Raw genomic sequence first — 26,613 nt, forward strand, 5'->3', positions numbered from 1 at the left:
GCGCCGGGGTGTGACATTAGTTTGTCAGCCATAACAGAGGACATGTGATGAAATCATTTCCAACCAAATCCGTACTCGCGTTAGCACTTGCAAGCATTAGCTCAGGTGCTGCGGCTCACGGTTATGTATCAGAAACCAATGGTGGTGTCGCTGCAAGTCGCTCGGCACTATGTAAGTATCCATCGCCAGATACTAACGAAAAAAATAATAACTGCGGTGCGATTCAATATGAACCGCAAAGCGTTGAAGGCCCTGATGGCTTTCCCGAAACAGGGCCTCGCGATGGTAAAATAGCGAGTGCCGAAACCGCTTTAGCAGCTGCCCTTGATGAGCAAACTGCCGACCGTTGGGTAAAACGCCCTATTCAAGCAGGTACACAAACTTTTGAATGGACATTTACCGCTAACCACGTGACGCGCGACTGGAAATATTACATCACCAAGCCTGATTGGAACCCAAACGCTTCACTATCACGAGACTCTTTTGATCTAACTCCTTTCTGTGTCGTCGACGGCAATATGGTTCAACCCCCGAAACAGGTAAGCCATCAATGTAATGTGCCTACTCGCGAGGGATACCATGTCATCCTGGCAGTATGGGATGTTGGCGACACTGCAGCCTCATTTTATAACGTGATCGATGTGAAATTTGATGGTGACAGTCCCGTTATTCCAGATTGGAAGCAAGGCGGTCAAATTATTCCTACAATGGATTTAAATATTGGGGATTCGGTTTATACACGCGTATTTGATCAAGCAGGTGAAAACGTGGCGTATAGAACTGAACTAGAAATTACCGATGCAGCAATGGGCCAAGCGAAAAACTGGTCTTACGCACTCGCGACTAAGCTAAACCAAGAACAAGCAAAACTGCAAGCCGGGCAGTATGCAGAGGATAAATTCACTCCTGTTTATGGTACTAATCCGGTGTATCTGCAAGCAAATAGCGGCCTTGAGCGAGTAGAGATCGGCTATAACATTGAAACTCCTGTTCCAGAATACTCACTCACAGTAGATGGCTTAGCAGACGAATATATCATTGAGTCAACACCGACAACGTTGGATCTGACACTAACTGCTGAAGGCGATTTAAATGCAGAACTCACCGTTTACAATCACCATCGCGAGCCACTTGCAAGTTGGGCAAACGAAATGAAAGACGGCTCGGTAGAGGCGATATCGCTCGCTTTAAGTAAATCGGAGCCGGGTCACCATATGCTCGTAACACGTATTAAGGATAAAGATGGCAACTTGGTGGATCAGCAAACACTCGACTTTCACTTAAAAGAAGAGTCAGTTACTCCACCACCATCTGATGAGTACGATTTTGTCTTCCCTGAAGGACTATCTAGCTACACGGCGGGCACAAAAGTGCTTGCCAGCGACGGGGGCATTTATCAATGTAAACCTTTCCCATACTCTGGTTACTGTATGCAGTGGAAAGAAAGCGCAAATCATTACGAGCCTGGAATAGGTTCACACTGGGAGATGGCTTGGGATAAAGTCAACTAAATCACCCTTTGAACGTTAAGTAAAAAGAGCCTCACGATGAGGCTCTTTTATAATCAAACGCAAAAATGACAGCTTTCCCGGTCTAAACCATGAACACCAGATAAACTAGTGAGATGCGCTCGCCCCTCAATCAGCCCCATTTCATACCCTTCTAGTAAAACGGATTGTCGCATTGATAAGCGCTGAACATGAAAATTATCTGGTGGGGCAATCACCCTAACATGTGTTCCTGGTGGAGGGTTACGAATAAACTCTAATGATTGATTATAGTTATCTGCACGTCTTAACATCGCATCCGCCATTTTGGGGTGCTCCGCAAACAGTTTCTTCATCAGCCATGTGGTCTTAACTGGCTTTTTGGCATAATTCAGCGGGTGAGAGAGTACTACGGTTATGTCGCGAGCCCCTCGACGATAAGCCTCACGCACTGGGATAGAATCAGCGACCCCACCATCGGTATAACAACCGCCAGAAAAACAAGGGGTATGCTTGTAGGCAATCGGTAATGCTGTTGTCGCTTCAATCGCATGGTGAAAATTATCACGTGTCACGCGGTAATAATCTGCCTGCCCTGTATCTACATTTGTTGTCGCTGCGAGAAAAGGAACGCCATTAAACAGTTTATTTTCATCGACGGGATACAAGCGATTAGATTCTTCAAACAGCCACTTCACATCGATGAGGTCCCCACCTTTAACGAAGCGAGTTGGGTCAAAAAAGCGTTTGCTTGTGGCCAGCTTAGTAATGACGTTAATACTGCGATGCGGGTAGTCGGTCAAATACCCAATCAAATTTGATGCACCAGCAGATACACCGATTGCAAAATCAAACGGTTTATAACTCTGCTCTAAAAACGCATCTAACACTCCGCTTGCGAAGACGCCTCGCATCGCGCCACCTTCTACTACAATTGCTTTTGTTGCCATATTTCCCCCATTCTCCTTGCCAAAAGAGTAATGAAATTCGTGCAATCACAACAATTGAATATTCTTATTATTGAAATAGGTGAAGTCTATTTATTTCTCTCTTAGAAAATGAAAACTAAAGTTCAAAAAATCCGTACCCGTTAGAAATGTAATTGCGGGCTTAACCAAGGTGGCAAGGTCTAAGAGAAATCTAGGAGAAAACCGTTTTATAGGCTTCGCCCGCGCCATCAATGAACATTTGAGTACCAATAACCGCTAGAATTAAGCCCATCATTTTAGTCACAACATTTAGAGCACTTGGTCCAACCGCTTTGACCAATTTGTCTCCAAATAAAAACAGTACATAGGTGATCACACACAGGACAGCGAAAGAGACGATAGTAATAATGGTTTGATCGAAACCACCCGCTGTCGCAAAGTTCATCGCGGTAGCAATCGTTCCAGGCCCAGCTAATATTGGCATCGCCAGTGGAGACACAGCAATACTCAATGCCGCCCGTTGCTGAGCTGGTGAATACGCCTTCTCTTTGGTTTTCTGATGCGTCGAATCACCTTGAAGCATGTTAAAACCTATCAAAAACACCAAAATACCGCCTGTTATTCGCAATGCATAAAGCGTGATACCAAACAAATCAAAAATTAACTTACCGGCAATAGAAAATATCGCGATGATAATAAATGCAATAAAAACCGAGCGAAGCGCAATGGAACGGATGGTTTCTTTATCTTCATCAGCAGTTAAACTCAAAAAGATGGGAATATTGGCGATAGGGTTCATGATGGCAAAGAAGCCCATAAACACCGTAACTGTATGAACAATGAGTTCTTTCATATTTTCCACTGCATTTAAATTATTGATTCTAAAAACAGTATATACGCTCTCAAACAGAACGAGTGGTGTATTCTCGATTCGCCTTCACACTTATGCGCCAAGCATTGTTTTTCTTTTGAGATAGTTTACCGACTCATCAAATGTCGCTAAGGTGAGTCTTCAGCCTTTACACGTAACAGGGGATGTTAAGTCACCATGAACAGCACGATTCAAACAATTCTCAATCACCGCTCAATTCGAAAATTCACCTCACAACCGATTGAGAGCGAACAATTAGATGCCATTCTTCAAGCCGGCCTTGCGGCGTCCTCATCAAGCATGTTGCAAGTCGTTTCAATTATCCGCGTGACCGACAAAGAAAAACGTACACTATTAGCTCAATATGCCGGAAATCAAGGGTACGTTGAAAGCGCGGCTGAGTTTTTGGTGTTTTGTATTGATTACCAGCGCCATGCCAGTATCAACCCAGATGTTCAAGCTGATTTTACCGAGTTAACGCTAATAGGCGCTGTAGACTCGGGGATCATGGCACAAAATTGCTTGCTTGCGGCGGAGTCGATGGGACTAGGAGGCGTGTATATTGGTGGTTTACGAAACAATGCCCCAAAAGTAGACGAATTATTAGGTTTACCTAAAAATACCGCCATTTTATTTGGTATGTGTCTTGGTCATCCAGATCAAGCCCCTGAAGTAAAACCTCGCCTACCTAAGCATGTCGTGGTGCATGAGAATCAGTATCAAGACCTAAACTTGGATGATATTCAGACGTATGACCAAACCATGCAAAACTACTATGCAAACCGTTCGAGCAATCAAAAACAGAGTACTTGGTCGCAAGAAGTCACCAGTAAACTGGCTGGCGAATCACGTCCGCACATCCTGCCTTACTTAAACAGAAAAGGGCTCACTAAAAGGTGATGACTACAATACGATAGGATCAAAAAAGGCCTCTGAAGAGGCCTTTAGAATTTATCAGCAAAAACTTGCTTAGTTACCGCCTGTCGCGCCAGTGCCTGGACCCGGTGGATCTTCAGGTTCAATTGGCTCACCGACTTCCGCATCTGGGATTTGTGGTACTTCAGGTTCGATATCTTCTAGTGGAGTGTCGTTATCAATAGCCTCTTGTACATCAGCAACAACTTTCTGAGTATCTTCAGCTGGAATCGTTACGTAGATAACATCACCCGAATCATTCTCAGGATAATTTGGGTTCGCCGCGATTACATCTTCTGTTATTGCTTTTGCAGCAACAGCTACAGCTTCAGGCGAAGCTGTTGGGTTCGCTTTGATGATATCTGATACAACGTTTGCTGTTGCAACTAGCTGAGTAGCAAGTGCGCTGTTACCACCCTCACTACCAAGTCCTGCTACTACAGATTCTGTTTCACGAAGGATTTCGTCAACTGTTTTACCACTTGCATTGATATCGATACCCAAATTCTCGAATACTTTTTCAGCGATATCAGAAGAGTATACTTCACCATCTTTTAAAGAGTTAGCAACCAAAGTCGTAAATGGAGAGCCTGTTACCAATGAATCCGTCTGGGCTAGGCCTTGAGGGATTTTGTAGTCAGATGTAATAGGTTTACCATTTGACGCGTCTTTACTATCTTCTGTGTGCGTTAATACGAAAGCACAATCACCTGGCGCATTTACAACGTTGATATTTTCAAAACGCGCTTTACCAACCATACCTTCATAGTTTGTTGTATTTTCAATAGCGTCGTATGTCTCACCACCACATACTGCTTGAACTTTCATGCCGATAACAGCTGGGTCATAAGCCTGAACTGAGTATCTTTTTACCTCAGGATCGCTGTCACTACCACAACCTGCTAGTAGGACTGCTGCCACACTTGCCGTTAAAAGTTTGATTTTCAAAATTAGCTCCAATATTTGTTGTTATATCCGACCGCAACAGGAAGCATAACGGCAGTTGCATATAGTGTAAATAGGATGCATACAACTTTGGCATGAGTTTTTTCACATTCTTGCCTGTTTGCTTGTGCAAAATCATGCATTCATCTCAATAACGTTAAATAGACACAATTTTGTCATGTATTCGTCAGTATTTTTTCAAGTAACTTGTTGCCTTTATTGCAACCAGATGGATAATAGTTGACTATTTTTTGTGGGTCGGATTTTCACACCTTCATTAATGAAACTAAGAGCTCTAAGTCGCTAGCAGCCATTTGGAGTGTTTATTACACAAATAATTCTGAATGGACTCGCTTTCTAAAGGCTTAAAACTGCAGTAAATCATCAATATTGATGAAATGCAGTTCAATTAGAATGAATCAATTTCAGTCGGCAAACTTTCTTTCGGTAGTTATAAACCAATGAACACATTTAATAAATTTTTGGGGATATCAGTACTTCCTATCCTTCTTACAGGGTGTACTTTGCCTGGTAGCCACCTTTCGGTCAGTGACAAAACAGTCATGAGCACTGAATCGAGTGATATAGAGTCTCAGGTTACCGTTTATCCCTTAACTTTGGAGCGCGTAACGTCTTTAAATTCAGTGGACCCTTTTTCAAAACCAAACCCAGAGTTAGATATTGAAATCGCAAAATATGAATACGAAGTAGGACCTGGCGATATCCTAAATATCACTATTTGGGATCACCCAGAGCTAACGATCCCAGCGGGCTCATACCGAAGCTCAGCCGAAGCGGGTAACTGGGTGCATTCGGATGGCACGATCTTCTACCCTTACATAGGTGTCGTACATGTTGAAGGCAAAAACGTACGTCAGATTCGTGCAGACATTGCAAGCCGCCTTGCAAAATACATTGAGAGCCCACAGGTCGATGTAAGCGTTGCGGCATTTCGCTCTAAAAAGACTTATGTAACTGGCGAAGTTAACAAGCCAGGACAACAACCAATTACAAACATCCCCCTTACACTTCTAGATGCTGTGAATAGAGCTGGCGGACTGGCTGCCGAGGCTGATTGGCGTAATGCGACACTGACACGCAATGGCGTTGTTGAAAACGTCTCTTTGTATGCTCTGATGCAACAAGGCGATTTAACTCAAAACCGCCTTCTAAAGCCTGGTGATATTGTTCATATTCCTCGAAACGATGCGCAAAAAGTATTTGTTATGGGCGAGGTTAACGATCCGAAATTACTCAAAATTGATCGTAGCGGCATGAGCCTTACTGAGGCTCTTAGCAGCGTTGGTGGTATCAGTGAAATCTCCGCAGATGCTACCGGTGTGTTTGTCATCAGACGTTCAAAAGAAGAAGCTAAAATGGCGGACATTTATCAGCTAGATGTTTCTGACGCTTCTGCTTTGGTGATTGGTACTGAGTTTGATCTCAACCCTTACGACATAGTCTATGTGACGGCTGCACCTGTTAGTCGTTGGAATCGTGTGATTGCTCAGCTCGTTCCAACCATTTCCGGCTTTAATGAACTAACCGAAGGTGTACTACGAGTACGCACTTGGCCGTAAAACAACGTGCCGCAAGAAAATTATCTCTTGCGGCACGTAATCGATAGCTACTCAGCTCAATTGCGCAATATAAAGAAGCCAGCAATTCAGTTGAGATCATAAGCATACAACTTAAAGTAGGGTAAGCATTTGTTTTCTAATATTCTTGTCGTCTGTGTCGGTAATATTTGCCGCTCTCCAACAGGAGAGCGGCTTTTGCAGTCTTTACTACCAAACAAACATGTCGCATCAGCAGGAATCGCAGTAGATAAGAGCCATCTAACGGGAAAAGCTGCTGACGAGATGGCAACCACTATCGCGAACGAACATGGCGTAAGCTTAGATGGACACGAAGCACGACAATTAACACCTGAGCTTTGCGCTCAATACGATCTGATATTGGTTATGGAAAAAGGTCATTTAGAAGCCTTAACCAAAATCGCTCCTGAGGCACGAGGTAAAACGATGCTGTTTGGACAGTGGATAAATGAACAAAACATCCCTGATCCATACAGACAAAGTAGAGAAGCTTTCGAACATGCATATACGCTTATAGAAAAAGCAGCAAAAGCGTGGTCTCAAAAACTATAAGCCGCAAGGCTAAATAAACGCCAATGGCAAGGTATTTAAGAAGTTAAAGTAATGACAACACAAACTATTAAGCAATCACGTCAAGCCGACGATGAGATCGATTTGGGAAAGTTATTTGGGATCATTCTCGATGCCAAATGGCTCATTCTATGTACCGTAGTCCTATTTTCAATTATAGGCGTCGGCGTTGCCATTCTATCAACACCTATCTATAAAGCTGACGCTCTTATCCAAATCGAAAGTAAGAGTTCAGGTGGTATTTCAGCGATGGTTGGTGATATGGGAGAGCTGTTTTCAGCAGAATCATCAGCGACAACAGAAATAGAGATCATCAAATCTCGTATGATCTTGGGCGGTACTGTTGATAAGTTCAACTTAACGACTGTCGTTTCTCCAAACTACATGCCAATTATTGGTAAAGGCCTAGCTCGACTACAAGGTGAGCAAATCAGTCTGAGCGTTTCACGATTTAATGCTCCTTCTTACGCAGTTGGCGTTCCTTTAACTCTTGAAGTTATTGATTCTGAAAAACAGATGTTCAGGCTCTTAGAAGATGACAATAACGTCATTTTAGAAGGTAAAGTTGGTGAACTGCTTGAGAAGAATGGATACCAGTTTTTGGCGACTGAACTTGTGGCTCAAACTGGTGACTCATTCACGGTCAGCAAAATCAGTAAATTAGATGCAATTAATAAACTTCAAGAAAACTTATCGATTAGCGAACGTGGTAAGCAAACCGGGATTATATCTTTAAGCTTCTCTGGTGAAGACCGAGCTAAGATTCAAGATATCTTGAACGACATTAGCCAAAACTACTTCTTACAAAACGTTCAAAGAAATTCTGCAGAGGCAGAGCAAAGCCTCGAGTTCTTGAAAGGTCACCTCCCAGACATCAAAACAAAACTGACCGCTTCTGAAGACGTTTTAAATCGGTTCCGTCAAGAAAATGAATCTATCGACTTAGGCCTTGAAGCTCAGTCAACGCTGAAAGTAATGGTTGAGTTAGAAGCACAGCTAAATGAGCTTACATTCAAAGAAAGTGAGATCAGCCAACGCTTCACACAGGATCACCCAGCTTATAAGTCGCTACTTGATAAACGTGAAACACTATTAAAAGAGAAAGAACGTCTTAATAAACAAGTTCAAAAGTTACCGAAAACACAGCGTGAAGTTCTACGTATGACACGCGATGTAGAAGTAAACCAACAAATCTACATCCAACTATTGAACAAGGTTCAAGAGCTCAACATTATTAAAGCCGGAACAGTTGGCAACGTTCGAATCTTAGATAGCGCTCAATCTTTCTCTAAGCCAATTAAGCCGAAAAAAGCGCTTATCGTTGTGCTAGCAACACTGCTTGGCGGTATGGCAGGCGTGGCTTTCGTATTAATTCGTGCAGCATTCCACCGTGGTGTGGAAACACCAGATCAAATTGAACAAATTGGCATGCCAGTTTACGCAAGCGTTCCAAAATCTATTCAACAACTGGAATTTGCAAACAAGCTTAAGCGCAACAAAGGCAGCAACAATGAGCTAGTCCTTCTAGCGGAAGCTAACCCAGCCGATCTTTCCATTGAGGCTCTACGTAGTCTTCGCACTAGCTTGCACTTTGCAATGATGGAAGCGAAGAATAACGTTCTTATGATTTCAGGTCCTGCACCATCTATCGGCAAAACATTTGTATCGACCAACTTTGCGGCCGTCGCTGCGAAAACCGGTCAGAAAGTGCTGCTTATTGATGCGGATATGCGTAAAGGTTATTTGCAGCAATGCTTCGGTCTACGTTGGGACAACGGTCTTTCTGATTACTTGAGCGGTAAGACATCCCTTAGCAACATCATTAAATCGACATCCATTGATAATTTAGATGTTGTGACTCGCGGCCAAGTACCACCAAATCCGTCAGAACTTCTTATGCACCCTCGCTTCAAGAGCTTTGTTGACGAGATGTCTGCACAATACGATCTAGTCATCATCGATACACCGCCTGTACTCGCAGTTACCGACCCAAGCATTGTTGGCGCGCTTGCAGGAACAACTCTGATGGTCGCTCGTTTTGATCAAACGACTTTGAAGGAGATTGAAGTCGCGCAAGGTCGCTTCGAGCAATCAGGCGTTGAAGTTAAAGGTGTGATTCTCAATGCAGTTGAGAAAAAAGCATCTAACTCATACGGCTATGGATACGGCTACTATAACTACGCGTACAAAAGCGAATCATAACTTGAATTTAGATCGCTAATTAAACCAAATATGACAAAGCCCTGCTAGAAACAGCAGGGCTTTTTCTATTGCACTCTTAATTGCTTGTACGTAATCAAACTAAGCAAGACAAAGAATATTGGGTCACTCCAACCAAAACCGACAAATACTCCGATAATGCCGGCATAGGTAGTAATCACTGCCCCTAAGCCATTAGTAATCAATAATGCTTTAAACAGCTGTTTCGCAGTATGCCCTGATTCCACATTACGTAACATCAAACTCACCGCAGCGATTCCACCTAAAAAGATCGAAGTATGCTGCGATAAAAACAGCGCGTACTGGTCGTTAATTTGTACTCCATAGATCGGCCACATTATGGTTGGTACAAAAAACAACGCAAAAGCGAATACCGTATATACGACACCATGAGCGGTTAGAAAAGTGCGGTTGGTCATCATCTCCTTATCCTCTAATAGGCCCTTGATTGAGCGTAGTTAACGGCACATTGATATCGAGAATTTGACCTCGTACTTCGACTACGCCCATTTTTCGTAAGCGTGCGGCATGCATTTCGAGATAAGCTTGCGCCGTGGCTTCATCTTCAAAAAGATAGATACCACCACCGAGTTTGTCTTTTTCGCTTTCCGTCCAGATTTTCCAAATCATGCCCGGCTCTTGGTTAATCGACTTAGCTAAGTCGACCAGAGCATTCGACATCTCGTCACCAAACGGACCATGAAATTCAAAATCAACTTGCAATAATTTCGCCATCTTGAGTCTCCTCTTCTTATTGACTCGTTTTCGATGACAAGATTATTACCTTTATAAAACTGACAGAAAAGTTCATAATTTCGCCATTAACTGTCTAAAAAATTGACTCATGAGACTAAAAACGACCTTAGAACAATGGCAAACGCTACAAGCGATTAATCAAGAAGGCAGCATTCAATCCGCAGCTTTACTGCTCAACAAGAGCCATACCACATTGATCTACTCGGTGAGGAAGTTAGAAGACCAACTTGGTATTCAACTTATCGAAGTACGAGGGCGCAAAGCGGGTTTGACAGAGCACGGCAAAACCATACTGCGTCGTGCACAATCCATGCTTGAACAAGCGCGGGAACTAGAAGTCATCAGCGAGCAGTTAAAAAGTGGGGTGGAATCTCAAATCACGGTCGCAATAGATCATCTTTGTGACCCTTATTGGCTTTATGCACCACTCAGTCAATTTTTGGAGGACAACAACACGACCTCCGTTCAAGTGGTTGAAACGTCACTGAGCAAAACAACCGAAATGGTCGTAAATGAGCTCGCTGACATCGCAATCATCAACTTACCGATAACCAACTACCCTGCCGAAGCATTTGGCGTAACAACCATGCTGCCTGTAATCGCAGCACACCATCCACTCGCTAAAAAGCCGCATGTTTCCATCGACGATTTTGCAACCACCAGCCAAATTGTCATCCGTGACTTAGGTGATTCAGACAAAACGAAAAGAGATGTGGGTTGGTTACGCGCACGTCAGCGTATTACCGTCGATAACTTCGACCACGCTTTTCACGCCGTAGAGCAAGGCGTTGGATTTTGTCGGCTACCAGCGCACTTAGTCGCAGCCCGCAAGAGCGATAAAATTAAAGTATTGGAGATCGAACACTCCCATCAATATCAAGTTGCGCTGCACCTCACTTTACCCAAAGGAGCCAAAAGTGGTCCTGCGACTCAAGCGCTTTATCGTACTTTACTCAAAAGTGTAGAAACTCGAGTCTAGCAACAGTGGTATTGAGTTGAATCGCTAGTGTTATCGCCTATTGATTCTCCCTAAATATAGAGAAACGGCCATTTTGTGACGCTACACTCTCACAAAAGGTTGCACGAAGGATAGCGACCACCTACTATCACTCTGCTCATGCCTAAAGCACCCAACACTCGCGGAAAGAACTCGGTTCACGGCAATATCCTCACCTGCTTGGTTTAGCAGGCACAATCTGTTTTTACCTTCTTTTTAGCTTCTATATAGGCGAGTGTGGAAGAAATAAGAAAGGTGAAATATGAACTCTACAAATAGCTTCTCGATCAATATCAATCAGCAAAAATCCATTGCTAAAAAAAGGCTCAAAGCTATCCGCCTATACGATGACGCCACGTTGGAGTTAGTTAAGCGATTTCACTCCAAACCAGAATCTTTGGCTCCCAATACAATTCAATTGGCTGACGTTCAACATGCACTCGCAAGAGAACTGGGCTTATCCAGTTGGAGTAAACTAAAAGTTCATGTCGAAGAGCTAGAAGCGCACAAACTAGCCATCAAAGAACAAAAACCGCCCCTAGATGCAAAAGTAAAAACGCTACACGTTCGTTGTGGCCACGACATTCAACAACAACTTAAAGCCAGCGGATTTGAAGGGGCATTTTTAGCCCTGATCGATCCGCTTTGTATTGGCCCCATACCAGCAACACCACAGAACTTCCTTGCCATTCGTGCCCAATATGTCGTAGAGACTCTGCTGCCTGTGATGAAGCGTGAAGACTCGGTTCAAGATATAGTCACATTGGAACAATCAAACCTCGATCTGTTGCAAAGTGATGTATTTGAACGAATCGTCTTTTGGGTCGAACATGACAGTTATGATCAATTGATGCTAATTCGTGCTCTAACACAGTTAGAGAATGTAGAGAATAAAGTGATAGAGGTCATTGAGTTGAACCAGTTCCCGGGCACTGAACGATTCATCGGCTTTGGGCAGTTGCCTGAAGAAGCTATTCGTTCTTGTTGGCGATACCGTAAACCTGTGACAGCAAAATTATTCAGTCAGGCTAAACGGTGTTGGCACGCTATTACATCACCGACACCTATTTCCATAGTTAATTTGATTCAGCAGCATAACCTGGATTGCTTGCCCAATATATTCAACGTGCTTAAACGCCATTTGCAAGAGTTACCTAATTCACAAACTGGATTGAGCTTGACACAACACCTCGCACTAAAGGTTTTGAGCTCGCAAAATCGTTCAATTCCCATCAAAGATTGGTTTGAGCAATATCAACAACTAGAACCTCTTCCTTACCTAGGAGACGTGATGTTTTACGCGTTACTCCTCCCTCTAGCACAGTGTCAAACACCTTTGATCACGATTGAGTCACGTGAAAGGCACTGGTGGGAACAAAGCGTCCGTATCACTGAGGCTGGCAAGCAGTGTTTGGAAGGCTTAATACGAGCGAAACAATGCTATTGGGTTGGAGGGATTAAAAATACTAGTCAAAGTTATTGGAGCTGGGATCACCTCCAACTAACTACACTTGCCAACCATCATTGAGTTGACAAATATGAAAGCATAAAGGGTTCGTTGGCTCTGATGAACACTCAATACTAAAGTATCGCTAAAGAAGCGACCGCTAGCCTGAATATAACTTAAATAGTTATGCAGAAATGCATCCACTCAAAGAGAGTATGCACTCTATCTCTTATTGGAATATATTGTAAATCCTCTTTGTTATCGGTTGTATATTCGATAAAAGTGTTAAAATACAAACTTTTCATCCGGCCAATTCGTTAATATTTGGTTAAAATCCCATTTTTATTAGTGATAAAGTTCACATCTATCGACCATTCAGAGGATTATTCTTTCGTATTTTCGCACTCCGCTGCTAATCTGCACGCCGCCTTGAAGTGAACTCAAGGTGCATAACTATAAGGAGTGTTCTCATGAATACCAAGAAACCGATGTCGCTCACCAGCCGCGTAATTTTGGGTATGGTAGCGGGTATCTTGACAGGATTTGCAATTCGCACACTTTTTGCCGACAACGGATTTGTCGACGCATACATTGTTAATGGATTATTCGAAGTTGGTGGACAGATCTTCGTTGCCAGCTTAAAAATGCTTGTTGTACCGCTAGTATTTGTTTCGCTAGTTTGTGGTACCAGCTCTCTAAAAGACCTATCTACATTGGGTCGCATGGGTGGTAAAACCCTTGCTTTCTACGTAGCAACGACCGCTATCGCAATCACACTTGCTCTAACCATGGGTACGCTATTCCAGCCGGGTGCTGGTGCAGACCTAACCGCAGCAAGTTCATTCCAATCAGCCGAAGCGCCATCTTTAGGTCAGGTGATCATCGATATGTTCCCGACCAACCCAATCAGCGCAATGGCAGAAGGTAAAACTCTGCAAGTTATTGTGTTCGCGGTACTATTTGGTATCGCGATCAGTGCAGCAGGTAAGCCAGGCGAGCGTATCGCAGCATTCTTCTCTGATCTGAATGAAGTGATCATGAAGCTGGTCGCGATTTTGATGAACTTGGCGCCTTATGGGGTGTTCTTCTTAATGGCGAAGCTATTCACTGGTCTTGGTCTGGGCGCGATCGTCAATCTGGCAGAGTACTTCTTAGTACTGGCTGGTACGCTTGTCCTACACGGTCTAGTCACTTACAGCTTGATGTTAAAAGGTTTCACTGGTCTAAACCCAATTACGTTCCTACGCAAGATGGAAGACGCGATCATGTTTGCTTTTTCTACAGCATCATCGAACGCGACGATTCCAGTGACAATGGAAACAGCAAAGCACCGCATGGGTGTTGAGAACCGTGTATCATCGTTCACTGTACCACTTGGTGCAACCGTGAACATGGACGGTACGGCGATCATGCAAGGCGTAGCAACTGCGTTTATTGCTCAAGCTTTCAATATTGATTTAACTATGGGCGATTACCTAATGGTTATCATGACGGCAACTCTGGCGTCTATCGGTACCGCAGGTGTTCCTGGTGTGGGTCTAGTAATGTTGGCAATGGTATTGAACCAAGTAGGCCTGCCTCTAGAGGGTATTGCACTTATCATGGGTGTTGACCGTCTTCTTGATATGATTCGTACCGCGGTAAATATCACTGGTGATAGTGCTGTGACCGTCATCGTTGCGAAATCAGAAGGTGCATTGGATGAAGCTCGCTTCAACGACCCAATGGCAGGCGTAGCCGAAGAAGAAGTGCATCTGAAGCGCGCGGAAGCTTAAATACTTCCAAGTTAAATTATCCTGTCTAAGCAAAAACCACCTTACTCTAAGGTGGTTTTTTATTTCCAATTAACCCGAAATCAAAAAGGTTTAGATAAAATTCTCGTCCCCCGAGGTTGTTTCAATTACTAATAGGTCAGTAGTTAGATTCTATATTAGTTCATCTAGAGGGTTAAGATAACTCGCCTATGTTTATCACTTTGAAAATGATATAAGGGACATTTTCATCATATAGAGATACAAATTCCATTATCAAATTAAAGTTCAAAACCAAATCGCGATAGATAGTAGTCTGATAATTAAGTTGGTACTAAGATACATACATCATAATTTCATGTTTAAAAATAGTCTTTTTTTATTCATATTCTCATTTCCAATACTTGCATTAGGTTTCAACGAAAGTATGTTCGATTTTTTTAAGAAATTTAAATATACATTAAGCCCAGAGATAAAAGGTACTTTAGTTCTTGATCAAAGACCTCTAAAAAATTTAACCGTTTACTTAGAAGCTAATTTTTTAAAGAATGCTTACAAAAGGAGTTCAATTACTAATGAGTTAGGTGAATTTCACTTTAAGACAGTCATACATTCTCAAAGGTTTAAAGAATCAGCTTTGAATCAAACATATTCATATATCGGAATATATACCTATATAAATGAAGAAAAGAAGTACATTTGGGAGTCTCAGTTAAGCTACGTTTCACCGCCTATATTTATAAAAGATAACTTAAATAACCTTTACTGTGAGCTTAAAAATAAAGAATTCCGATATTTTTTCAAAAATATCAATCTAGAAAGTGCTCGAGATCTAATGGTTATTAGCAACTGCAATTTAAATGGATTTTTATATAAAACAGAGTTTACGGAGGATACATAATGCCGTCTTTAACACCAAAACTTGCATCAGAGATCGCGAACATACCGTATGGAGTATACCAGGGACAAGGGAGACTAGCGTTTAGGGGAGAAGGAGGTTTTGAAAAACACTTTGCATTTTCGCAGCAAGATGTTTTTAGTGGCCGAACTGGAGGCATCACAGGATTAGATCGTATACCATTGTTTAGAAAAGTGGTACCTGGTGTAATGAGAACATCTGAAGCATTTGCGGTAATTGGTATTGGGAAAGGAAAATATAAGGGAGATTTAGTAATTTCCATTAGAGGGACGCAAAACGCCAATGATTGGGTAACCAACCTAAATGTCGGCCTTAAAGGCTCTCCAAATGGCTCTATCGCTCATGCTGGATTTATTAATTCATTTTCAAGTATCAAACCAAGCATAAAACAATATTTACAGCAATGCCAAAATTTACCTAACCGTATTCATTGTGTTGGGCATAGCTTAGGAGGAGCTCTGGCTTCATTATGTTCTGATTGGCTGAGAGAAGAATATTCATTAAGAGTGAATTTATATACTTTTGGCGCACCTAGAGTTGGTTTAGAACAATATTCCCGTAAATCTAGTAAAAGCAACGACAAAGTATACCGCTGTACTCACGGCGCAGATCCTGTGCCTAAAGTACCTGTCTGGCCATTTATTCATGCTCCACATAATGGCGATGAGTACCGCTTAGACGCTAGTACTGGCTTTAATTTAAATGCTCATAGTATGTCTAGCGAAACAAGCTTAGGGTATTTAGATAATGCTAACTCCGAAACGTGGGGAGCAATAAAAGTCAGATCTAACAAGTACTTGTATACACCTACTAGATTTAAGTTTGAGCACAGAAACCAAGCATCATTTACAGAATATTGGTCAGAAAGAATTCAAGCAGCATTAATAACCTTATTAAAAGATACTGGCTTGTTTGCTGCAATAGCAGCCCAAGCCACAGTATCTACTGGAATGACATTTTATGATATACTCGCCAGAAATATAGAAAAAGTAGCTAAAGCTTCTAAAGTAAGAGAATCACAAGTCAAAGGGCTGTTAGGCCATATGCTGGTGTTTATTGGAAAACCAGTAACAGCAATTGAAGATATGTCTGCAAAGTTTATTAGAAACGTTTTTCTTATGGTATTTGGAAAACTTTATCGAGCAGCACAAATGGCTATTAGTGCTGTAAAATAAACTTTCAACTTAATCAGACATCGAATTCAGTTTTTCTCTGGCTTGTGCTTCGTGTTCTTTAGTGATGGCATTACCGACTGAGTTCGCGGCTAAGGTAAGTGCCGCCATATCATCGGTAAAACCGACGCCAGCTAGTACGTCTGGCACCATATCTGTTGGTAGGACGAAGTAAGCCAGCGCGCCACCTAAAATAGCCTTGTGGCGAACAGAGGTGTTGGAATCTGCCATCGCGAGCCATGATTTTATGCCCATTACGGCAATTTCTTCACCCGCTTTCTTAACCGACCCTTTCATTTTTCGCCAGAATGTTTTCTCATCTGGCGCTTGCATCGTTTGATCTTTGGCGTCTTTCGGCGCCGATTTTACAGACATTGTTGTGGTCATCGTTGCCTCCGAAATTTATGACTATGTCCAACATATTAATAAATCGAACCTGAACGCAAGATTAATAACAAGAAATGATAGTAAAGTGAAACACAGATAGAAAAATCCCCAAACCGAAGTCCGGGGATTATTGCCTTGGAAACAAAAAGTCTTGGAAAACAAAAGTTTTGAAACCAAAAGCTTTGGGAGCCAAGCTTTAGAAGCAGAATGCCTTATTGAACAATCTTCTCCAGTACACGTATCAACATTTTGATACTTGGTTCAATAGACTCAAGCAACAAGTACTCTTGATCGCTGTGGAAGCCCGCACCGATAGGTCCTAGACCATCCAAAGTTGGAACACCAAGAATCGCCGTGTTGTTTGCATCAGAGCCACCACCTACTTCTTTCCAGTTGATGTCGATCGCCAGTTCACTTGCGGCTTCTTCAACTAGCATCATCAGGCTTTCTGTTTGTGGGCTTGGCACCATAGAAGGCTTATAAGCTTCACGAACCAACTCAATTCTCACGCCATCAACGAATGGTGTTTCCAGCATGCCATTTAGCTTGCTATCGACATCATCGTATTCTTCGTTGCTCCAGAAACGCACATCCACGATCGCTTCCGCGTGCTCAGGGACGATGTTCGCACCGTTGCCGCCAGAAACAATGCCGACGTTCAGCGTAGTACCAGATTCAAAGTTGGTCATTGCATTGACAGCCAGAATCCAATTCGCCATCTCAGTGATTGCGCTGCGGCCGTTTTCTGGCTCGTTACCTGCGTGAGCAGCAACGCCATTAAAGGTCATTTTGTAGCGAGCCATGCCTTTGCGCGCTTTCACTAAACCACCGTCTGCACGTGCTGCTTCTGCAACCAGCACATTCTTAGCGTTTTTCGCAACTGATTGAATCCAATCCACAGAGTCCAGAGAGCCAGTCTCTTCATCTGGGTTCATGCAGATAGCGATAGACAACTTATCCAACACCGCTTGGTCTAGATTGCGCATCGCGTATACGATGTTCAGCAAGCCAGATTTCATGTCCGAGACGCCCGGACCGTAGGCTTTCTCTGCATCTTGAGACATTGGACGAAGCTCAGCAGTACCCACAGGGAACACGGTATCCATGTGACCAATCAGCATTACGTCGATTTGCTCAGCTTCCGGCTTGTTTCGAACTTCAAGACCGATGCCCGCTCTGCCACAGTCGATGCGTTTTACGCTCCAACCTGACATCGCTTGGTACTTCTCTTCAAATTGAGAAGCGATAAACTCGATACCATCAGTCGTGTAAGTGCCACAATCCACATTAATCAGCGGACGTAGCTCTTCTAGATATTCATTTAGAGAGAATTGCATGACTCACTCCTAGACAAACAGATTCATCACCAGCATTGCGCCAAACGCGTTCAATACTGAGATTGCAATCATAACTGGGATGTAACGACCTTCAGTACCAATTGGACCCATGATACGACCCATGTACTGAACTTGAGAGCCCATTAGGTAGATAGCAGGCGCAAGAATCGCAATGTGCGTACCGTTCAGGATACCTTGGTCAAACAGCGTAATCACTACGCCAACCGCACCGCCCATCGACATCCAAGCACCGATCAATACCGCTGCTGCTTCACCCGGAAGACCAAACACTGCCATGATTGGAGAAAACACCGTGCCCATCAGATCCAACGCGCCAGTGATTTGAAGCGCTTTGATGATAACGAACGCCATCAATACGTTAGGCACCGTAGAGGTAGTCGCAATTACCCAGCCTTTCTTAGCACCCTCGACGAAGATATCCGTCACCATTGGTTTTTTCGCTTTAACGTCACCCATTATGCCGTCTCCTCTTTTAGGTTCTCTGATTTGTTTTGGTCTTGCTTGTCTTCTTTACCTTCCGTCATGTTCAGGTAGATACGGAACAGGTTCGCGCCGATGATCTTAAATGCGAACATCACCACAACTGCTAAACCAATAGAAGACGTTACTGCTAGAGAGCCGTCAGCCATCGTCAGTGTGAACAGCACAGCACCCGATGAGAAGAAGTTCACGATGGTTGCACCTGCAGTGAACTGGAACATGGTAAATACGTCCGTTTCACGCTTAGTTAGGTGACCTTCATCTTTTAGCTGACGCGTCATTGCCGCACCTGCATCGGTACTTTGTAGAGAAGCAATTAAAGCCAGACCAGAGTTACCAGGGATGCCCATTAGAGGACGTAGAAGAGGAGTAAGAAGCTTACGAGCTGCTTCAAGTGCACCGTAGTGCTCAAGTACGTTGATCATACCTAAGGCGAACATAACAGTTGGAATCAAAGTAAGTGCGAAAATGAAACCGTCACGAGCACCGCTACCACCAGTACCGCGAAGCGACGTTGTTGCAACTTGCACACCGTAAGCCGTTTCGGTGACACCATACGCCACCTTGCCGAAAGAGCCATTGAGCGTTGTAAAGTCGAATACACCGTACCATTCGCTAGATTGCATCAGGCCAGAAAAGAACACAACCGCAAACGCCAGAGCAACGTAGCACCCCAGTGTAACTTTACGCTCAGTTTGAACAGGAATTTTCATAACATTACCTACACATGTGGAACTTAACACATATGTTCACCTGAATAATGTGCTAGAGAGATGATCAAAATCAATCCGCCTGCCGAACATTATCGCGACTCAGTTATGAAGTTTTGTTTTATGATTTCAATCACAATTGAAAGATAATAAAAATTTGTGCTAACAATTAGGTATATTAATCTATGTCGATAGCTCACGACTTCTTCATCAACTCAAAAAATGATTCTGACGAATATTGCTTTCTACAACATTCATGACGTACTTCATACTTTGGCATTGAGGCAATATCGATTAACTCGAAAGTAACATTCAGCCACGAAATTTAGGTTAGGATGGTCCGGTCATATGTAAACGGCATAAACCAGAATTAACAGGACTATACGACCCATTGTTACGCTCACAATATAAAATAGCCAAATGGACACTCGCCCTCGTGCTTTGGGTGGTGATGATATGCTTAAGCCAAAATTCTGGTTTCTCGAAAAGCTGCCCAAAGGCTCACCAAATACAGAGTCAGCAAGATGAAAGCGTGAATTTATCACCATCTTGCGACCTTTCAGAAAAGTTGGTTCAAGCGTACCAACATCAGTTTGATCATATTCTTATTCCATTTTTTCTGTTTGCTTTGATTGTGGCGCTGCCGATGACAACCACAGCAATTCGCTATCTGGAATACACAGAACCGATACCGGAAAAGTATCGGGTTCACCTAAAACTTTGCGTGTTTAGAGAATAAAGCCAGCAAGGCGAGAGACCTTTCTGCCTGACTTTTGTACATATTTTATTCACTTCACATAACAAACAACGAAATTTAAAAGTTTTAGGAAATATTATGACATTCACTCGTACACTTTTGGCGTTAACGATGGCTATCGTACCTGCCGTATCTTTCGCATCAGAAAAGACCGCAGAACAAAAGCTAGAGGAAGTTACTCAGATACTAAAAGAAAACCCTCAAATTCTTGATTCATTGCACCAAAACCTTCAAGAGTACATTGCGTATCAACAGTCATTTGGCGACACCTTGAAGGAGGTTCGTCAATATCTAAGTGATGGCAAACATTCCTCTTTTGGTGCTGAAAACCCTGAGTTAACCATTATTAACGTAACAGACTACAGCTGCCCTTTTTGTAAACGTTTAGAAGGAGAGCTGGTCAAAGTTGGTAAGGAATATCCGCAGGTAAAAGTGCTTAACCTCAATGTCTCTTTTAAAGAACAATACGAGAAAAACGGCTACAACTCGGCAAGTTACGCATTAAATGTTTGGCAAAACCAGCGAGATAAGTACGAACAAGTGCATGAGTTATTGGTGAAAAAACCGGGCGCACATGACGCACGTTCCTTAAATCAAATCGCGAAAAAAACGGGGACAGAAGCACAGCTTGTCGACGACAAAGAGACCAAGGCGTTGCTTGATAAAAACTATCAGTATTTCACGCAACTTGGTTTACGCGGCACGCCCGCGTTGATCATTAATGATCAAGTCATTCCTGGCTATGTGCCGTTTGACGAGCTAGAAAAAGTCATCGACCAAGAACTGGCGAACTAATACAACAAAGCCCTTCCCTGATAACTCAAGGAAGGGCTTTTTCTATCTAGGCTTAAAACGAAGTTCTAACTACTTGTCGCGACCCACAAACGCCACAACGACTTTGTCATTGCCAAGCGAGCGAGAGAACACGTACGCGCCTTCTTGTTCAATTACTTGATGCTGACCCGCACCAATCGCTGGGTGCGCTTTACGGAACTGACCAAGAGTTTGCCAGTGTTTGAGCAGCGCTTGCTTCTCATCAGATAGCTTCCATACCATGTCAGAACGAGTGCCTTGGTGGAAATCGTCCGCGTAAGGACCAATGTTACGACCAACTTCATCACCATAATAAACCTGAACAGCACCAGGACTCAGAAGCAGTGCATTCGCGGCGTTACGCTGCATACCGTAATCTTTGAAGCGAGAGAAGAACAACTCCGTATCGTGAGAAGACATGTAGCTCACTGGGTTGAAGTCTTTCTCATTGGCGATAGTATCTGCGTAACTTTGGTAGGTGTCTGCCATTTGGCTGAAACACGCCGCGCCTTTGTCTAATTTCTTCTGCATATCGAAGTTAATCAACGCGTCAAAGCCATCGTCAAAGTAAGGGCTGCGATAAGCGGTATGTCCCCATACTTCACCCATCATCCAGAATGGCTGACCTGACTTACCGTTCTCTTTACGCCACTGCTCAAGGCTGCTTGATGCCTCTTCTTTCAAGCGTTTCCACACATCGCCTTCAACGTGCTTCACCGTGTCGACACGGTAACCATCAATACCAAAGCGTTTCACCCAATCAGTTTGCCACTCAATTAGGTAGTCCGAGACGGTGTAATTGTCACGCTCCTCAACGCGAGTGCCAGGGTTATCCAATAGCCATTGAGCTGGCTTCACGGCTTTGTCTGATTCAGTGATAAAGTCTGGCAAACCCGCCAATGACATGGTGATATCACTGCTGCCCGGAACTGGGTATCCCGGTAGACCTGTTCTTACCCAGTCACCGCCCCACCATTTCGCCCAGTTTGGACTCTGGTAATCAATATTCTGGTGGTAGCTATGCCAGTTTTCGCCCGCTTTTGGTTTCCAATCCCCCCATTTCTTAGGTAGGTCAGCGTTTGGTTTTAACACCTCAATACCGTCAAATTGCAAATCGGCTAACGTTGAGTAACCAGTGTGGTTGATTACTGCGTCCATCAAGACTTTAAGGCCACGTTTATGTGCCTCTTCCACCAGCTTTTTAAGATCAGCTTCGTTACCGAAGTTCTCATCAATCTTGGTAAAGTCACGCGTCCAGTAACCGTGGTAAGCGTAAAATGGGAATGAGCCGCTATCGCCGCCGCCCACAAAACCGTGTACTTGCTCAACGATTGGCGACAACCAAATTGCATCTGTACCTAGGCTCTTTATGTAATCTAGCTTTTCGATCACACCTTTTAGGTCACCACCGTGAAAGGTACCAACCTCTTCTTTACCGTCTTTCTTGCGACCATAGCTGTTATCATTGCTGGTATCGGCATTGTTGAAACGGTCGACCATCACGAAGTAAATATTGGCATTACGGTAATCAAACGGTACTGCTTCTTTGGTTTTCTTCACTGGCTCTAGTAGCACCAAACCGCCTGAGTCTTTGCTTGGCGTCAGCGATACTTGCTGATCTTTTACTTCGACCATTTGACCAGAATAGGCATCACGCAACTTGGTGCCATCGGGGAAACTGTCACCCAGCGCGATGGTGACTTCGCCGCCTTGGTAAACCTCACATTGCACTTGTGGGATTGGGCGTTTGAATTCAGTCTTGGCGGCTTTCTTAGGTTCACGCTTGAAGCGCAGTGTTTTCGCTTCCGCATCAAAAGCAAAAGAGTAATCGCCAGTAAAACGGATTTTTAACGGCAGTTCTGTTGGTTTTCCGCAGTTCAGCGCGATAGGTTTGTTGAATTTGACCTTCTGGCCATCAGGCGCGACACAGTCGCCTTCAACACCCGTGATTTTGAGCGTGTATCCGTCTTTGGTTAAGGGCACAACCAAAGGCTGCTCTGCACTTAACGGAAAGTCACGGCTGTTGGTCGTGGTAGAAATGGTGATGTTTGGCTCGGCGATGGCACTTGCCGATGCAAGCAATAAGGTAGTCGTAATCAGATTCAGTTTCATCGTTCAGTCCATTGGTTGCGCATAGGCGCAGTATTCGTGTTGTAGTTTTATTCACACTAATAGTAAATGGATGAAAAACTGAGCGCATCATTCTGAAAAGCTACGCCCTAAAGCTTGTGACGCTTCACATTTTGCTTTTATGGGGGCGTAGTTCTACTTATGAGCAGGGTAAAAAGGAGTTTAAAGCTGAACGCTACCAAGGTTACGCATTTGTCTCATCGCCCAATTGACGCGGCTGATGGTGTAAGAAGTCTGAGGGTAAACTTTGATGCGATACGGATTTGGCAGCACCACCGCAAGCCTTGCTGCTTGGCGTGTTGAAAGTTGTTTAGCAGGAATACCAAAGTAGTTTTGCGCAGCGGCTTCCGCGCCATAAATACCTGGACCAAACTCCACCACATTCAAATACACTTCAAGAATGCGTTTTTTACTCCACATTGCTTCCATCAGCAGAGCAAAATAAAGCTCATACGCTTTGCGCACATAAGAGTGTGAAGGAAACAGAAACACGTTCTTTGCAGTTTGCTGAGTAATCGTGCTCGCACCGCGAGAGGGACCGCTCTCGCCAGACTCTGAGATCACTTTAAACAAGGAATCAAAATCCACTCCGTAATGGGTCGGGAACTTTTGATCTTCTGTCGCAATCACGGCCAGTTGAATGTGTTTAGAAATATCACTCAAAGGCACCCATTCATTTTGACTCTCTTCAGGAAATCCTTCAGGAGGAGAAATTATGCGGCTGATCTTCCATCCCCAAATTGGTGGATCGATGTATTTCACTATGCCAACGAGCATCACTGGTAAAAGCAAAAGCACCAATAAGATATTGAACAGAAGGGATTTAATCTTTCTCAAAGTCCGACCTAGCCTGATTTCATAAAACAATATGATGCAAGTATAGAGTATGCAGTCTGTTTATCGTTAGTGAAAACTTGGTTAAAAAAAGCCCGATTTACAATGTAAAACGGGCTTAGAATTTGATTAGACTAAATTATTTGTGCAGCTTGTAGAACACGGTTGAAAGTGGAGGCAAACGAAGCTCAAGTGATTGAGGCAGTGATTCACTTTCGACTTGTTCCGTTTTCACACTGGTCAGCACTTTAAAATCGCTTCCGCCGTATTTGCTGTCGTCCGTGTTCAGCAGCAGTTCGTATTGACCTGCATTTGGAACACCTAAACGGAAACGCTCGTGTGGTACGGGCGTAAAGTTGGTGATGATGAGAATACGCTCACCCTCTTTACTGATACGCTCGTGCGCTAGGATGCTTGCATCTGCCTCGTCTTGTAGACGCCACTCAAAACCAGCAGGAACACAATCTTGATCGTGCATCGCCGCTTCATTTCGGTACAAGTGGTTCAAATCGCGCATCAGCTTTTGAACGCCTTGATGACGTTCGTATTCCAGCAAGAACCATTGCAACTGATCATCGTGGTTCCACTCCGCCGTTTGGCCGATTTCCGCGCCCATGAAGTTCAGCTTTTTGCCCGGTTGACCATACATATAACCGTAGTATGCACGTAGGTTTGCGGTTTGCTGCCATTCATCGCCCGGCATCTTGTTATGGATAGAGCCTTTTCCGTACACCACCTCGTCGTGAGAGAGAGACAAGACGTAGTTTTCGCTGTGCGCATAAACCAGCGGGAAGGTGATGGTATTGTGGTGGTATTTACGGTGAACAGGATCTTCTTTGATGTATGAAAGACTGTCGTGCATCCACCCCATATTCCACTTGAAGCCAAAGCCTAAACCACCCATAAAGGTTGGCGCAGACACACCCGGAAACGCCGTTGACTCTTCCGCAATCGTCATCGCATTCGGGAAGTGCTTGTACACTTCTTCGTTCATCCATTTTAAGGTTGCGATTGCGTCGTAGTTTTCGTTGCCACCATCAACGTTCGGGACCCACTGATCGTGGCTACGTGAATAATCGAGATAGAGCATCGACGCAACAGCATCGACACGAATGCCATCAATATGGAATTGTTCAAACCAGTACAGCGCATTCGAGACAAGGAAGCGACGTACATGTTCACGGCCTAAATCGTAAATGTAGGAGTTCCAATCTTGGTGCCAACCGCGACGAGGATCTGGATCATGGAACAGAGGCGTACCATCAAAGTTAGCTAAACCATGATCATCCGATGGGAAATGCGCAGGAACCCAATCCAGCACTACACCGATACCAGCTTGGTGACACGCATCCACGAAGAATTTGAAATCATCAGGTGAGCCAAAACGGCTAGTTGGTGCAAACAAGCCAACAGGTTGATAGCCCCATGAACCATAGAATGGATGCTCAGACACAGGCATCAGCTCAACGTGGGTGTAGCCCATATCCACAAGGTATGGCACCAACTGCTCCGCGAGTTCGCGGTAGTTCAGGAAATCACCGTTCTCGTCGCGCTTCCATGATCCAGCATGTAGCTCGTAAAACGATAACGCTTCATCACGCTTTTGTGTCACTGCACGGTTTTGCCATTTCGCATCTTGCCATTGGTAACGCTTGTGATCGTAGGTAATGGATGCGAACGATGGGTATTGCTCAGAGTAGAAACCCCAAGGGTCTTGTTTGTGTGGCAACCCTTCCCCATTTGGCCCTTTGAGCTCAAATTTGTATTGTACCCCCTCTTCCAAACCAGGAATGAATAGGCCCCAGATACCGTAGTCTAAGCGTTGCATTGGATGACGACGGCCATCCCATTGGTTGAAGCAACCCACAAGGCTAACAGCAGATGCATGTGGTGCATAAACAAGGAAACGCACACCAGAGATGTTTTCACCGCCACGTTCTAGCGTGACAAAGTGTGCGCCCATGTAGTGATACATGTCTTTTGGCGTATGCAGATGCTCGTACTCTTGGTAGATATTGTGGTACTGGTACGGGTCATCAATAATTTGTTCAACACCATTCCAATCGACCGCTAAACGGTAGTGGGTCAGGTGTAAATCGCGTTGCTCTTTTAAGATGAAACCGCTGTCGCCATCACGCTCAAGCGCCACGCGAGGTTCACCATTAACAAGCAGTTCAACCTTGTTTGCGCCCGGCATCCAAACTCTCAGCGAAGCTTCGTCGTCAATGAAAGGACCCAGCGCCGCAAATGGATCTGAGTAAGCCGCCTCAGCAAGCAGTTCGTATGCGCGTTCGTGTTGTTTCTTTATTTTCTTGGTTTTGGTGGTTTTCAAATCTTTCTCCCTAGAGCCAACATCCTTTTCAAGACCAGAGATCTGAATCAAACATCGGTTTCTCCACAGCCAACGTTGTGAACTCACAAAAAGACTCCGCTTCTCACGTTCGTTGCGTAAACGGCGTCAAAATACAAAAATGCCCGCTATTGTCGCGGGCATAATAACGGTACTTCATCCTAACGGATTGTGTTTTAGGAATGAGTGACCTAGACGGAACTTTCGTACCTCTGAG

24 protein-coding genes are annotated in these 26,613 nt (G+C 43.9%); 12 read left to right on the forward strand and 12 right to left on the reverse strand.

Going from position 1 to position 26,613, the window contains the following annotated elements; all coding sequences use genetic code 11:
• The first annotated feature begins 47 nt into the window (after window positions 1–47).
• On the forward strand, window positions 48–1,511 hold the full coding sequence (gene gbpA, locus R7R24_RS04735) for an N-acetylglucosamine-binding protein GbpA (RefSeq protein WP_054579380.1): 1,464 nt from the start codon (window positions 48–50) through the stop codon (window positions 1,509–1,511).
• A gap of 53 nt (window positions 1,512–1,564) precedes the next feature.
• Here gbpA and R7R24_RS04740 read toward each other — a convergent pair whose 3' ends face one another.
• Together R7R24_RS04740 and R7R24_RS04745 are read right to left on the reverse strand one after the other, a co-directional pair.
• Window positions 1,565–2,437, reverse strand: coding sequence for a patatin family protein (locus R7R24_RS04740; protein WP_005374891.1), 873 nt, complete (start codon window positions 2,435–2,437; stop codon window positions 1,565–1,567).
• Window positions 2,438–2,627: 190 nt separating this feature from the next.
• Window positions 2,628–3,269, reverse strand: coding sequence for a MarC family protein (locus tag R7R24_RS04745; protein ID WP_005374889.1), 642 nt, complete (start codon window positions 3,267–3,269; stop codon window positions 2,628–2,630).
• Window positions 3,270–3,464: 195 nt separating this feature from the next.
• On the opposite strand from R7R24_RS04745, the gene nfsA reads away from it, so the two are divergent.
• Complete coding sequence (nfsA, locus tag R7R24_RS04750) at window positions 3,465–4,187, forward strand: oxygen-insensitive NADPH nitroreductase (protein ID WP_053307959.1); 723 nt, start codon at window positions 3,465–3,467, stop codon at window positions 4,185–4,187.
• Between the two features lie 69 nt (window positions 4,188–4,256).
• On the opposite strand, the gene R7R24_RS04755 is transcribed toward nfsA, so the two are convergent.
• Entirely contained in the window at window positions 4,257–5,150 is an 894-nt protein-coding gene (locus tag R7R24_RS04755) for a hypothetical protein (protein ID WP_213883461.1), read from the reverse strand.
• 458 nt (window positions 5,151–5,608) lie between these two features.
• Here R7R24_RS04755 and R7R24_RS04760 point away from each other — a divergent pair, with 458 nt between their 5' ends.
• The 3 genes from R7R24_RS04760 to R7R24_RS04770 all read left to right on the forward strand — a co-directional run bounded on the left by R7R24_RS04760 (window position 5,609) and on the right by R7R24_RS04770 (window position 9,517).
• Entirely contained in the window at window positions 5,609–6,727 is a 1,119-nt protein-coding gene (locus R7R24_RS04760; RefSeq protein ID WP_017820139.1) for a polysaccharide export protein, read from the forward strand.
• A gap of 129 nt (window positions 6,728–6,856) precedes the next feature.
• Window positions 6,857–7,297, forward strand: coding sequence for a phosphotyrosine protein phosphatase (locus R7R24_RS04765; protein ID WP_017820138.1), 441 nt, complete (start codon window positions 6,857–6,859; stop codon window positions 7,295–7,297).
• 51 nt (window positions 7,298–7,348) lie between these two features.
• The gene (locus R7R24_RS04770; protein ID WP_213883463.1) at window positions 7,349–9,517 is read left to right on the forward strand and encodes a polysaccharide biosynthesis tyrosine autokinase; all 2,169 of its coding nucleotides are present in this window, start codon (window positions 7,349–7,351) and stop codon (window positions 9,515–9,517) included.
• A gap of 65 nt (window positions 9,518–9,582) precedes the next feature.
• Here the strand turns inward: R7R24_RS04770 and R7R24_RS04775 are convergent, their stop codons facing one another.
• Both R7R24_RS04775 and R7R24_RS04780 read right to left on the reverse strand, forming a co-directional pair.
• A complete protein-coding gene (locus R7R24_RS04775) occupies window positions 9,583–9,954 on the reverse strand; it encodes a hypothetical protein (RefSeq protein ID WP_054579383.1) in 372 nt (123 codons plus the stop codon).
• A gap of 7 nt (window positions 9,955–9,961) precedes the next feature.
• Window positions 9,962–10,270, reverse strand: a complete 309-nt coding sequence (locus R7R24_RS04780; RefSeq protein WP_054579384.1) for a monooxygenase — start codon at window positions 10,268–10,270, stop codon at window positions 9,962–9,964.
• A 109-nt stretch (window positions 10,271–10,379) separates the two neighbouring features.
• On the opposite strand from R7R24_RS04780, the gene R7R24_RS04785 reads away from it, so the two are divergent.
• The 5 genes from R7R24_RS04785 (at window position 10,380) to R7R24_RS04805 (ending at window position 16,580) form a co-directional block, all read left to right on the forward strand.
• Window positions 10,380–11,270 (forward strand): LysR family transcriptional regulator, encoded by an 891-nt coding sequence (locus R7R24_RS04785; RefSeq protein WP_318119452.1) that lies wholly within the window; start codon window positions 10,380–10,382, stop codon window positions 11,268–11,270.
• A gap of 280 nt (window positions 11,271–11,550) precedes the next feature.
• Complete coding sequence (locus tag R7R24_RS04790; RefSeq protein ID WP_054579386.1) at window positions 11,551–12,816, forward strand: DUF1835 domain-containing protein; 1,266 nt, start codon at window positions 11,551–11,553, stop codon at window positions 12,814–12,816.
• Window positions 12,817–13,205: 389 nt separating this feature from the next.
• Window positions 13,206–14,510, forward strand: a complete 1,305-nt coding sequence (locus R7R24_RS04795) for a dicarboxylate/amino acid:cation symporter (RefSeq protein WP_054579387.1) — start codon at window positions 13,206–13,208, stop codon at window positions 14,508–14,510.
• A gap of 403 nt (window positions 14,511–14,913) precedes the next feature.
• Window positions 14,914–15,387 (forward strand): DUF6795 domain-containing protein, encoded by a 474-nt coding sequence (locus R7R24_RS04800; protein WP_224721284.1) that lies wholly within the window; start codon window positions 14,914–14,916, stop codon window positions 15,385–15,387.
• Window positions 15,387–16,580, forward strand: coding sequence for a lipase family protein (locus R7R24_RS04805; RefSeq protein ID WP_005374861.1), 1,194 nt, complete (start codon window positions 15,387–15,389; stop codon window positions 16,578–16,580). The genes R7R24_RS04800 and R7R24_RS04805 overlap by 1 nt, the downstream gene beginning before the upstream one ends.
• Before the next feature lie 9 nt (window positions 16,581–16,589).
• On the opposite strand, the gene R7R24_RS04810 is transcribed toward R7R24_RS04805, so the two are convergent.
• The 4 genes from R7R24_RS04810 to R7R24_RS04825 form a co-directional block, all read right to left on the reverse strand.
• Window positions 16,590–16,964 carry a YkvA family protein gene (locus R7R24_RS04810; RefSeq protein ID WP_005374859.1) on the reverse strand — a complete coding sequence of 125 codons (375 nt, stop codon included), beginning with the start codon at window positions 16,962–16,964 and terminating at the stop codon, window positions 16,590–16,592.
• 212 nt (window positions 16,965–17,176) lie between these two features.
• Window positions 17,177–18,301 carry a M20 family metallopeptidase gene (locus R7R24_RS04815; RefSeq protein ID WP_005374856.1) on the reverse strand — a complete coding sequence of 375 codons (1,125 nt, stop codon included), beginning with the start codon at window positions 18,299–18,301 and terminating at the stop codon, window positions 17,177–17,179.
• Window positions 18,302–18,310: 9 nt separating this feature from the next.
• On the reverse strand, window positions 18,311–18,778 hold the full coding sequence (locus tag R7R24_RS04820) for a YjiG family protein (protein WP_005374849.1): 468 nt from the start codon (window positions 18,776–18,778) through the stop codon (window positions 18,311–18,313).
• The gene (locus R7R24_RS04825; RefSeq protein WP_318119453.1) at window positions 18,778–19,515 is read right to left on the reverse strand and encodes a nucleoside recognition domain-containing protein; all 738 of its coding nucleotides are present in this window, start codon (window positions 19,513–19,515) and stop codon (window positions 18,778–18,780) included. The genes R7R24_RS04820 and R7R24_RS04825 overlap by 1 nt, the downstream gene beginning before the upstream one ends.
• A gap of 448 nt (window positions 19,516–19,963) precedes the next feature.
• On the opposite strand from R7R24_RS04825, the gene R7R24_RS04830 reads away from it, so the two are divergent.
• A complete protein-coding gene (locus R7R24_RS04830) occupies window positions 19,964–20,251 on the forward strand; it encodes a hypothetical protein (protein ID WP_049872671.1) in 288 nt (95 codons plus the stop codon).
• A gap of 96 nt (window positions 20,252–20,347) precedes the next feature.
• Window positions 20,348–21,064, forward strand: a complete 717-nt coding sequence (locus tag R7R24_RS04835; RefSeq protein WP_005374842.1) for a DsbA family protein — start codon at window positions 20,348–20,350, stop codon at window positions 21,062–21,064.
• A 69-nt stretch (window positions 21,065–21,133) separates the two neighbouring features.
• Here the strand turns inward: R7R24_RS04835 and R7R24_RS04840 are convergent, their stop codons facing one another.
• The 3 genes from R7R24_RS04840 to glgB form a co-directional block, all read right to left on the reverse strand.
• Entirely contained in the window at window positions 21,134–23,194 is a 2,061-nt protein-coding gene (locus tag R7R24_RS04840; RefSeq protein WP_005374841.1) for an alpha-amylase, read from the reverse strand.
• A 180-nt stretch (window positions 23,195–23,374) separates the two neighbouring features.
• Complete coding sequence (gene mtgA / locus R7R24_RS04845) at window positions 23,375–24,049, reverse strand: monofunctional biosynthetic peptidoglycan transglycosylase (protein ID WP_031778873.1); 675 nt, start codon at window positions 24,047–24,049, stop codon at window positions 23,375–23,377.
• Window positions 24,050–24,185: 136 nt separating this feature from the next.
• Window positions 24,186–26,378 (reverse strand): 1,4-alpha-glucan branching protein GlgB, encoded by a 2,193-nt coding sequence (gene glgB, locus R7R24_RS04850; RefSeq protein ID WP_224721283.1) that lies wholly within the window; start codon window positions 26,376–26,378, stop codon window positions 24,186–24,188.
• Window positions 26,379–26,613: the final 235 nt, after the last annotated feature.

It is taken from the genome of Vibrio sp. 704, from assembly GCF_033339295.1.

Bases quoted from the DNA above. Each gene is read 5' to 3' on its own strand.
- R7R24_RS04835 (WP_005374842.1), top strand. From the start codon at position 20,348: ATGACATTCACTCGTACACTTTTGGCGTTAACGATGGCTATCGTACCT.
- R7R24_RS04800 (WP_224721284.1), top strand. From the start codon at position 14,914: ATGTTCGATTTTTTTAAGAAATTTAAATATACATTAAGCCCAGAGATA.
- R7R24_RS04740 (WP_005374891.1), bottom strand. From the start codon at position 2,437: ATGGCAACAAAAGCAATTGTAGTAGAAGGTGGCGCGATGCGAGGCGTC.
- R7R24_RS04805 (WP_005374861.1), top strand. From the start codon at position 15,387: ATGCCGTCTTTAACACCAAAACTTGCATCAGAGATCGCGAACATACCG.
- R7R24_RS04745 (WP_005374889.1), bottom strand. From the start codon at position 3,269: ATGAAAGAACTCATTGTTCATACAGTTACGGTGTTTATGGGCTTCTTT.
- R7R24_RS04830 (WP_049872671.1), top strand. From the start codon at position 19,964: ATGATATGCTTAAGCCAAAATTCTGGTTTCTCGAAAAGCTGCCCAAAG.
- R7R24_RS04795 (WP_054579387.1), top strand. From the start codon at position 13,206: ATGAATACCAAGAAACCGATGTCGCTCACCAGCCGCGTAATTTTGGGT.
- R7R24_RS04785 (WP_318119452.1), top strand. From the start codon at position 10,380: ATGAGACTAAAAACGACCTTAGAACAATGGCAAACGCTACAAGCGATT.
- R7R24_RS04825 (WP_318119453.1), bottom strand. From the start codon at position 19,515: ATGAAAATTCCTGTTCAAACTGAGCGTAAAGTTACACTGGGGTGCTAC.
- R7R24_RS04815 (WP_005374856.1), bottom strand. From the start codon at position 18,301: ATGCAATTCTCTCTAAATGAATATCTAGAAGAGCTACGTCCGCTGATT.
- gbpA (WP_054579380.1), top strand. From the start codon at position 48: ATGAAATCATTTCCAACCAAATCCGTACTCGCGTTAGCACTTGCAAGC.
- nfsA (WP_053307959.1), top strand. From the start codon at position 3,465: ATGAACAGCACGATTCAAACAATTCTCAATCACCGCTCAATTCGAAAA.
- R7R24_RS04775 (WP_054579383.1), bottom strand. From the start codon at position 9,954: ATGACCAACCGCACTTTTCTAACCGCTCATGGTGTCGTATATACGGTA.
- R7R24_RS04820 (WP_005374849.1), bottom strand. From the start codon at position 18,778: ATGGGTGACGTTAAAGCGAAAAAACCAATGGTGACGGATATCTTCGTC.
- R7R24_RS04760 (WP_017820139.1), top strand. From the start codon at position 5,609: ATGAACACATTTAATAAATTTTTGGGGATATCAGTACTTCCTATCCTT.
- R7R24_RS04770 (WP_213883463.1), top strand. From the start codon at position 7,349: ATGACAACACAAACTATTAAGCAATCACGTCAAGCCGACGATGAGATC.
- R7R24_RS04840 (WP_005374841.1), bottom strand. From the start codon at position 23,194: ATGAAACTGAATCTGATTACGACTACCTTATTGCTTGCATCGGCAAGT.
- R7R24_RS04790 (WP_054579386.1), top strand. From the start codon at position 11,551: ATGAACTCTACAAATAGCTTCTCGATCAATATCAATCAGCAAAAATCC.
- R7R24_RS04810 (WP_005374859.1), bottom strand. From the start codon at position 16,964: ATGACCACAACAATGTCTGTAAAATCGGCGCCGAAAGACGCCAAAGAT.
- R7R24_RS04780 (WP_054579384.1), bottom strand. From the start codon at position 10,270: ATGGCGAAATTATTGCAAGTTGATTTTGAATTTCATGGTCCGTTTGGT.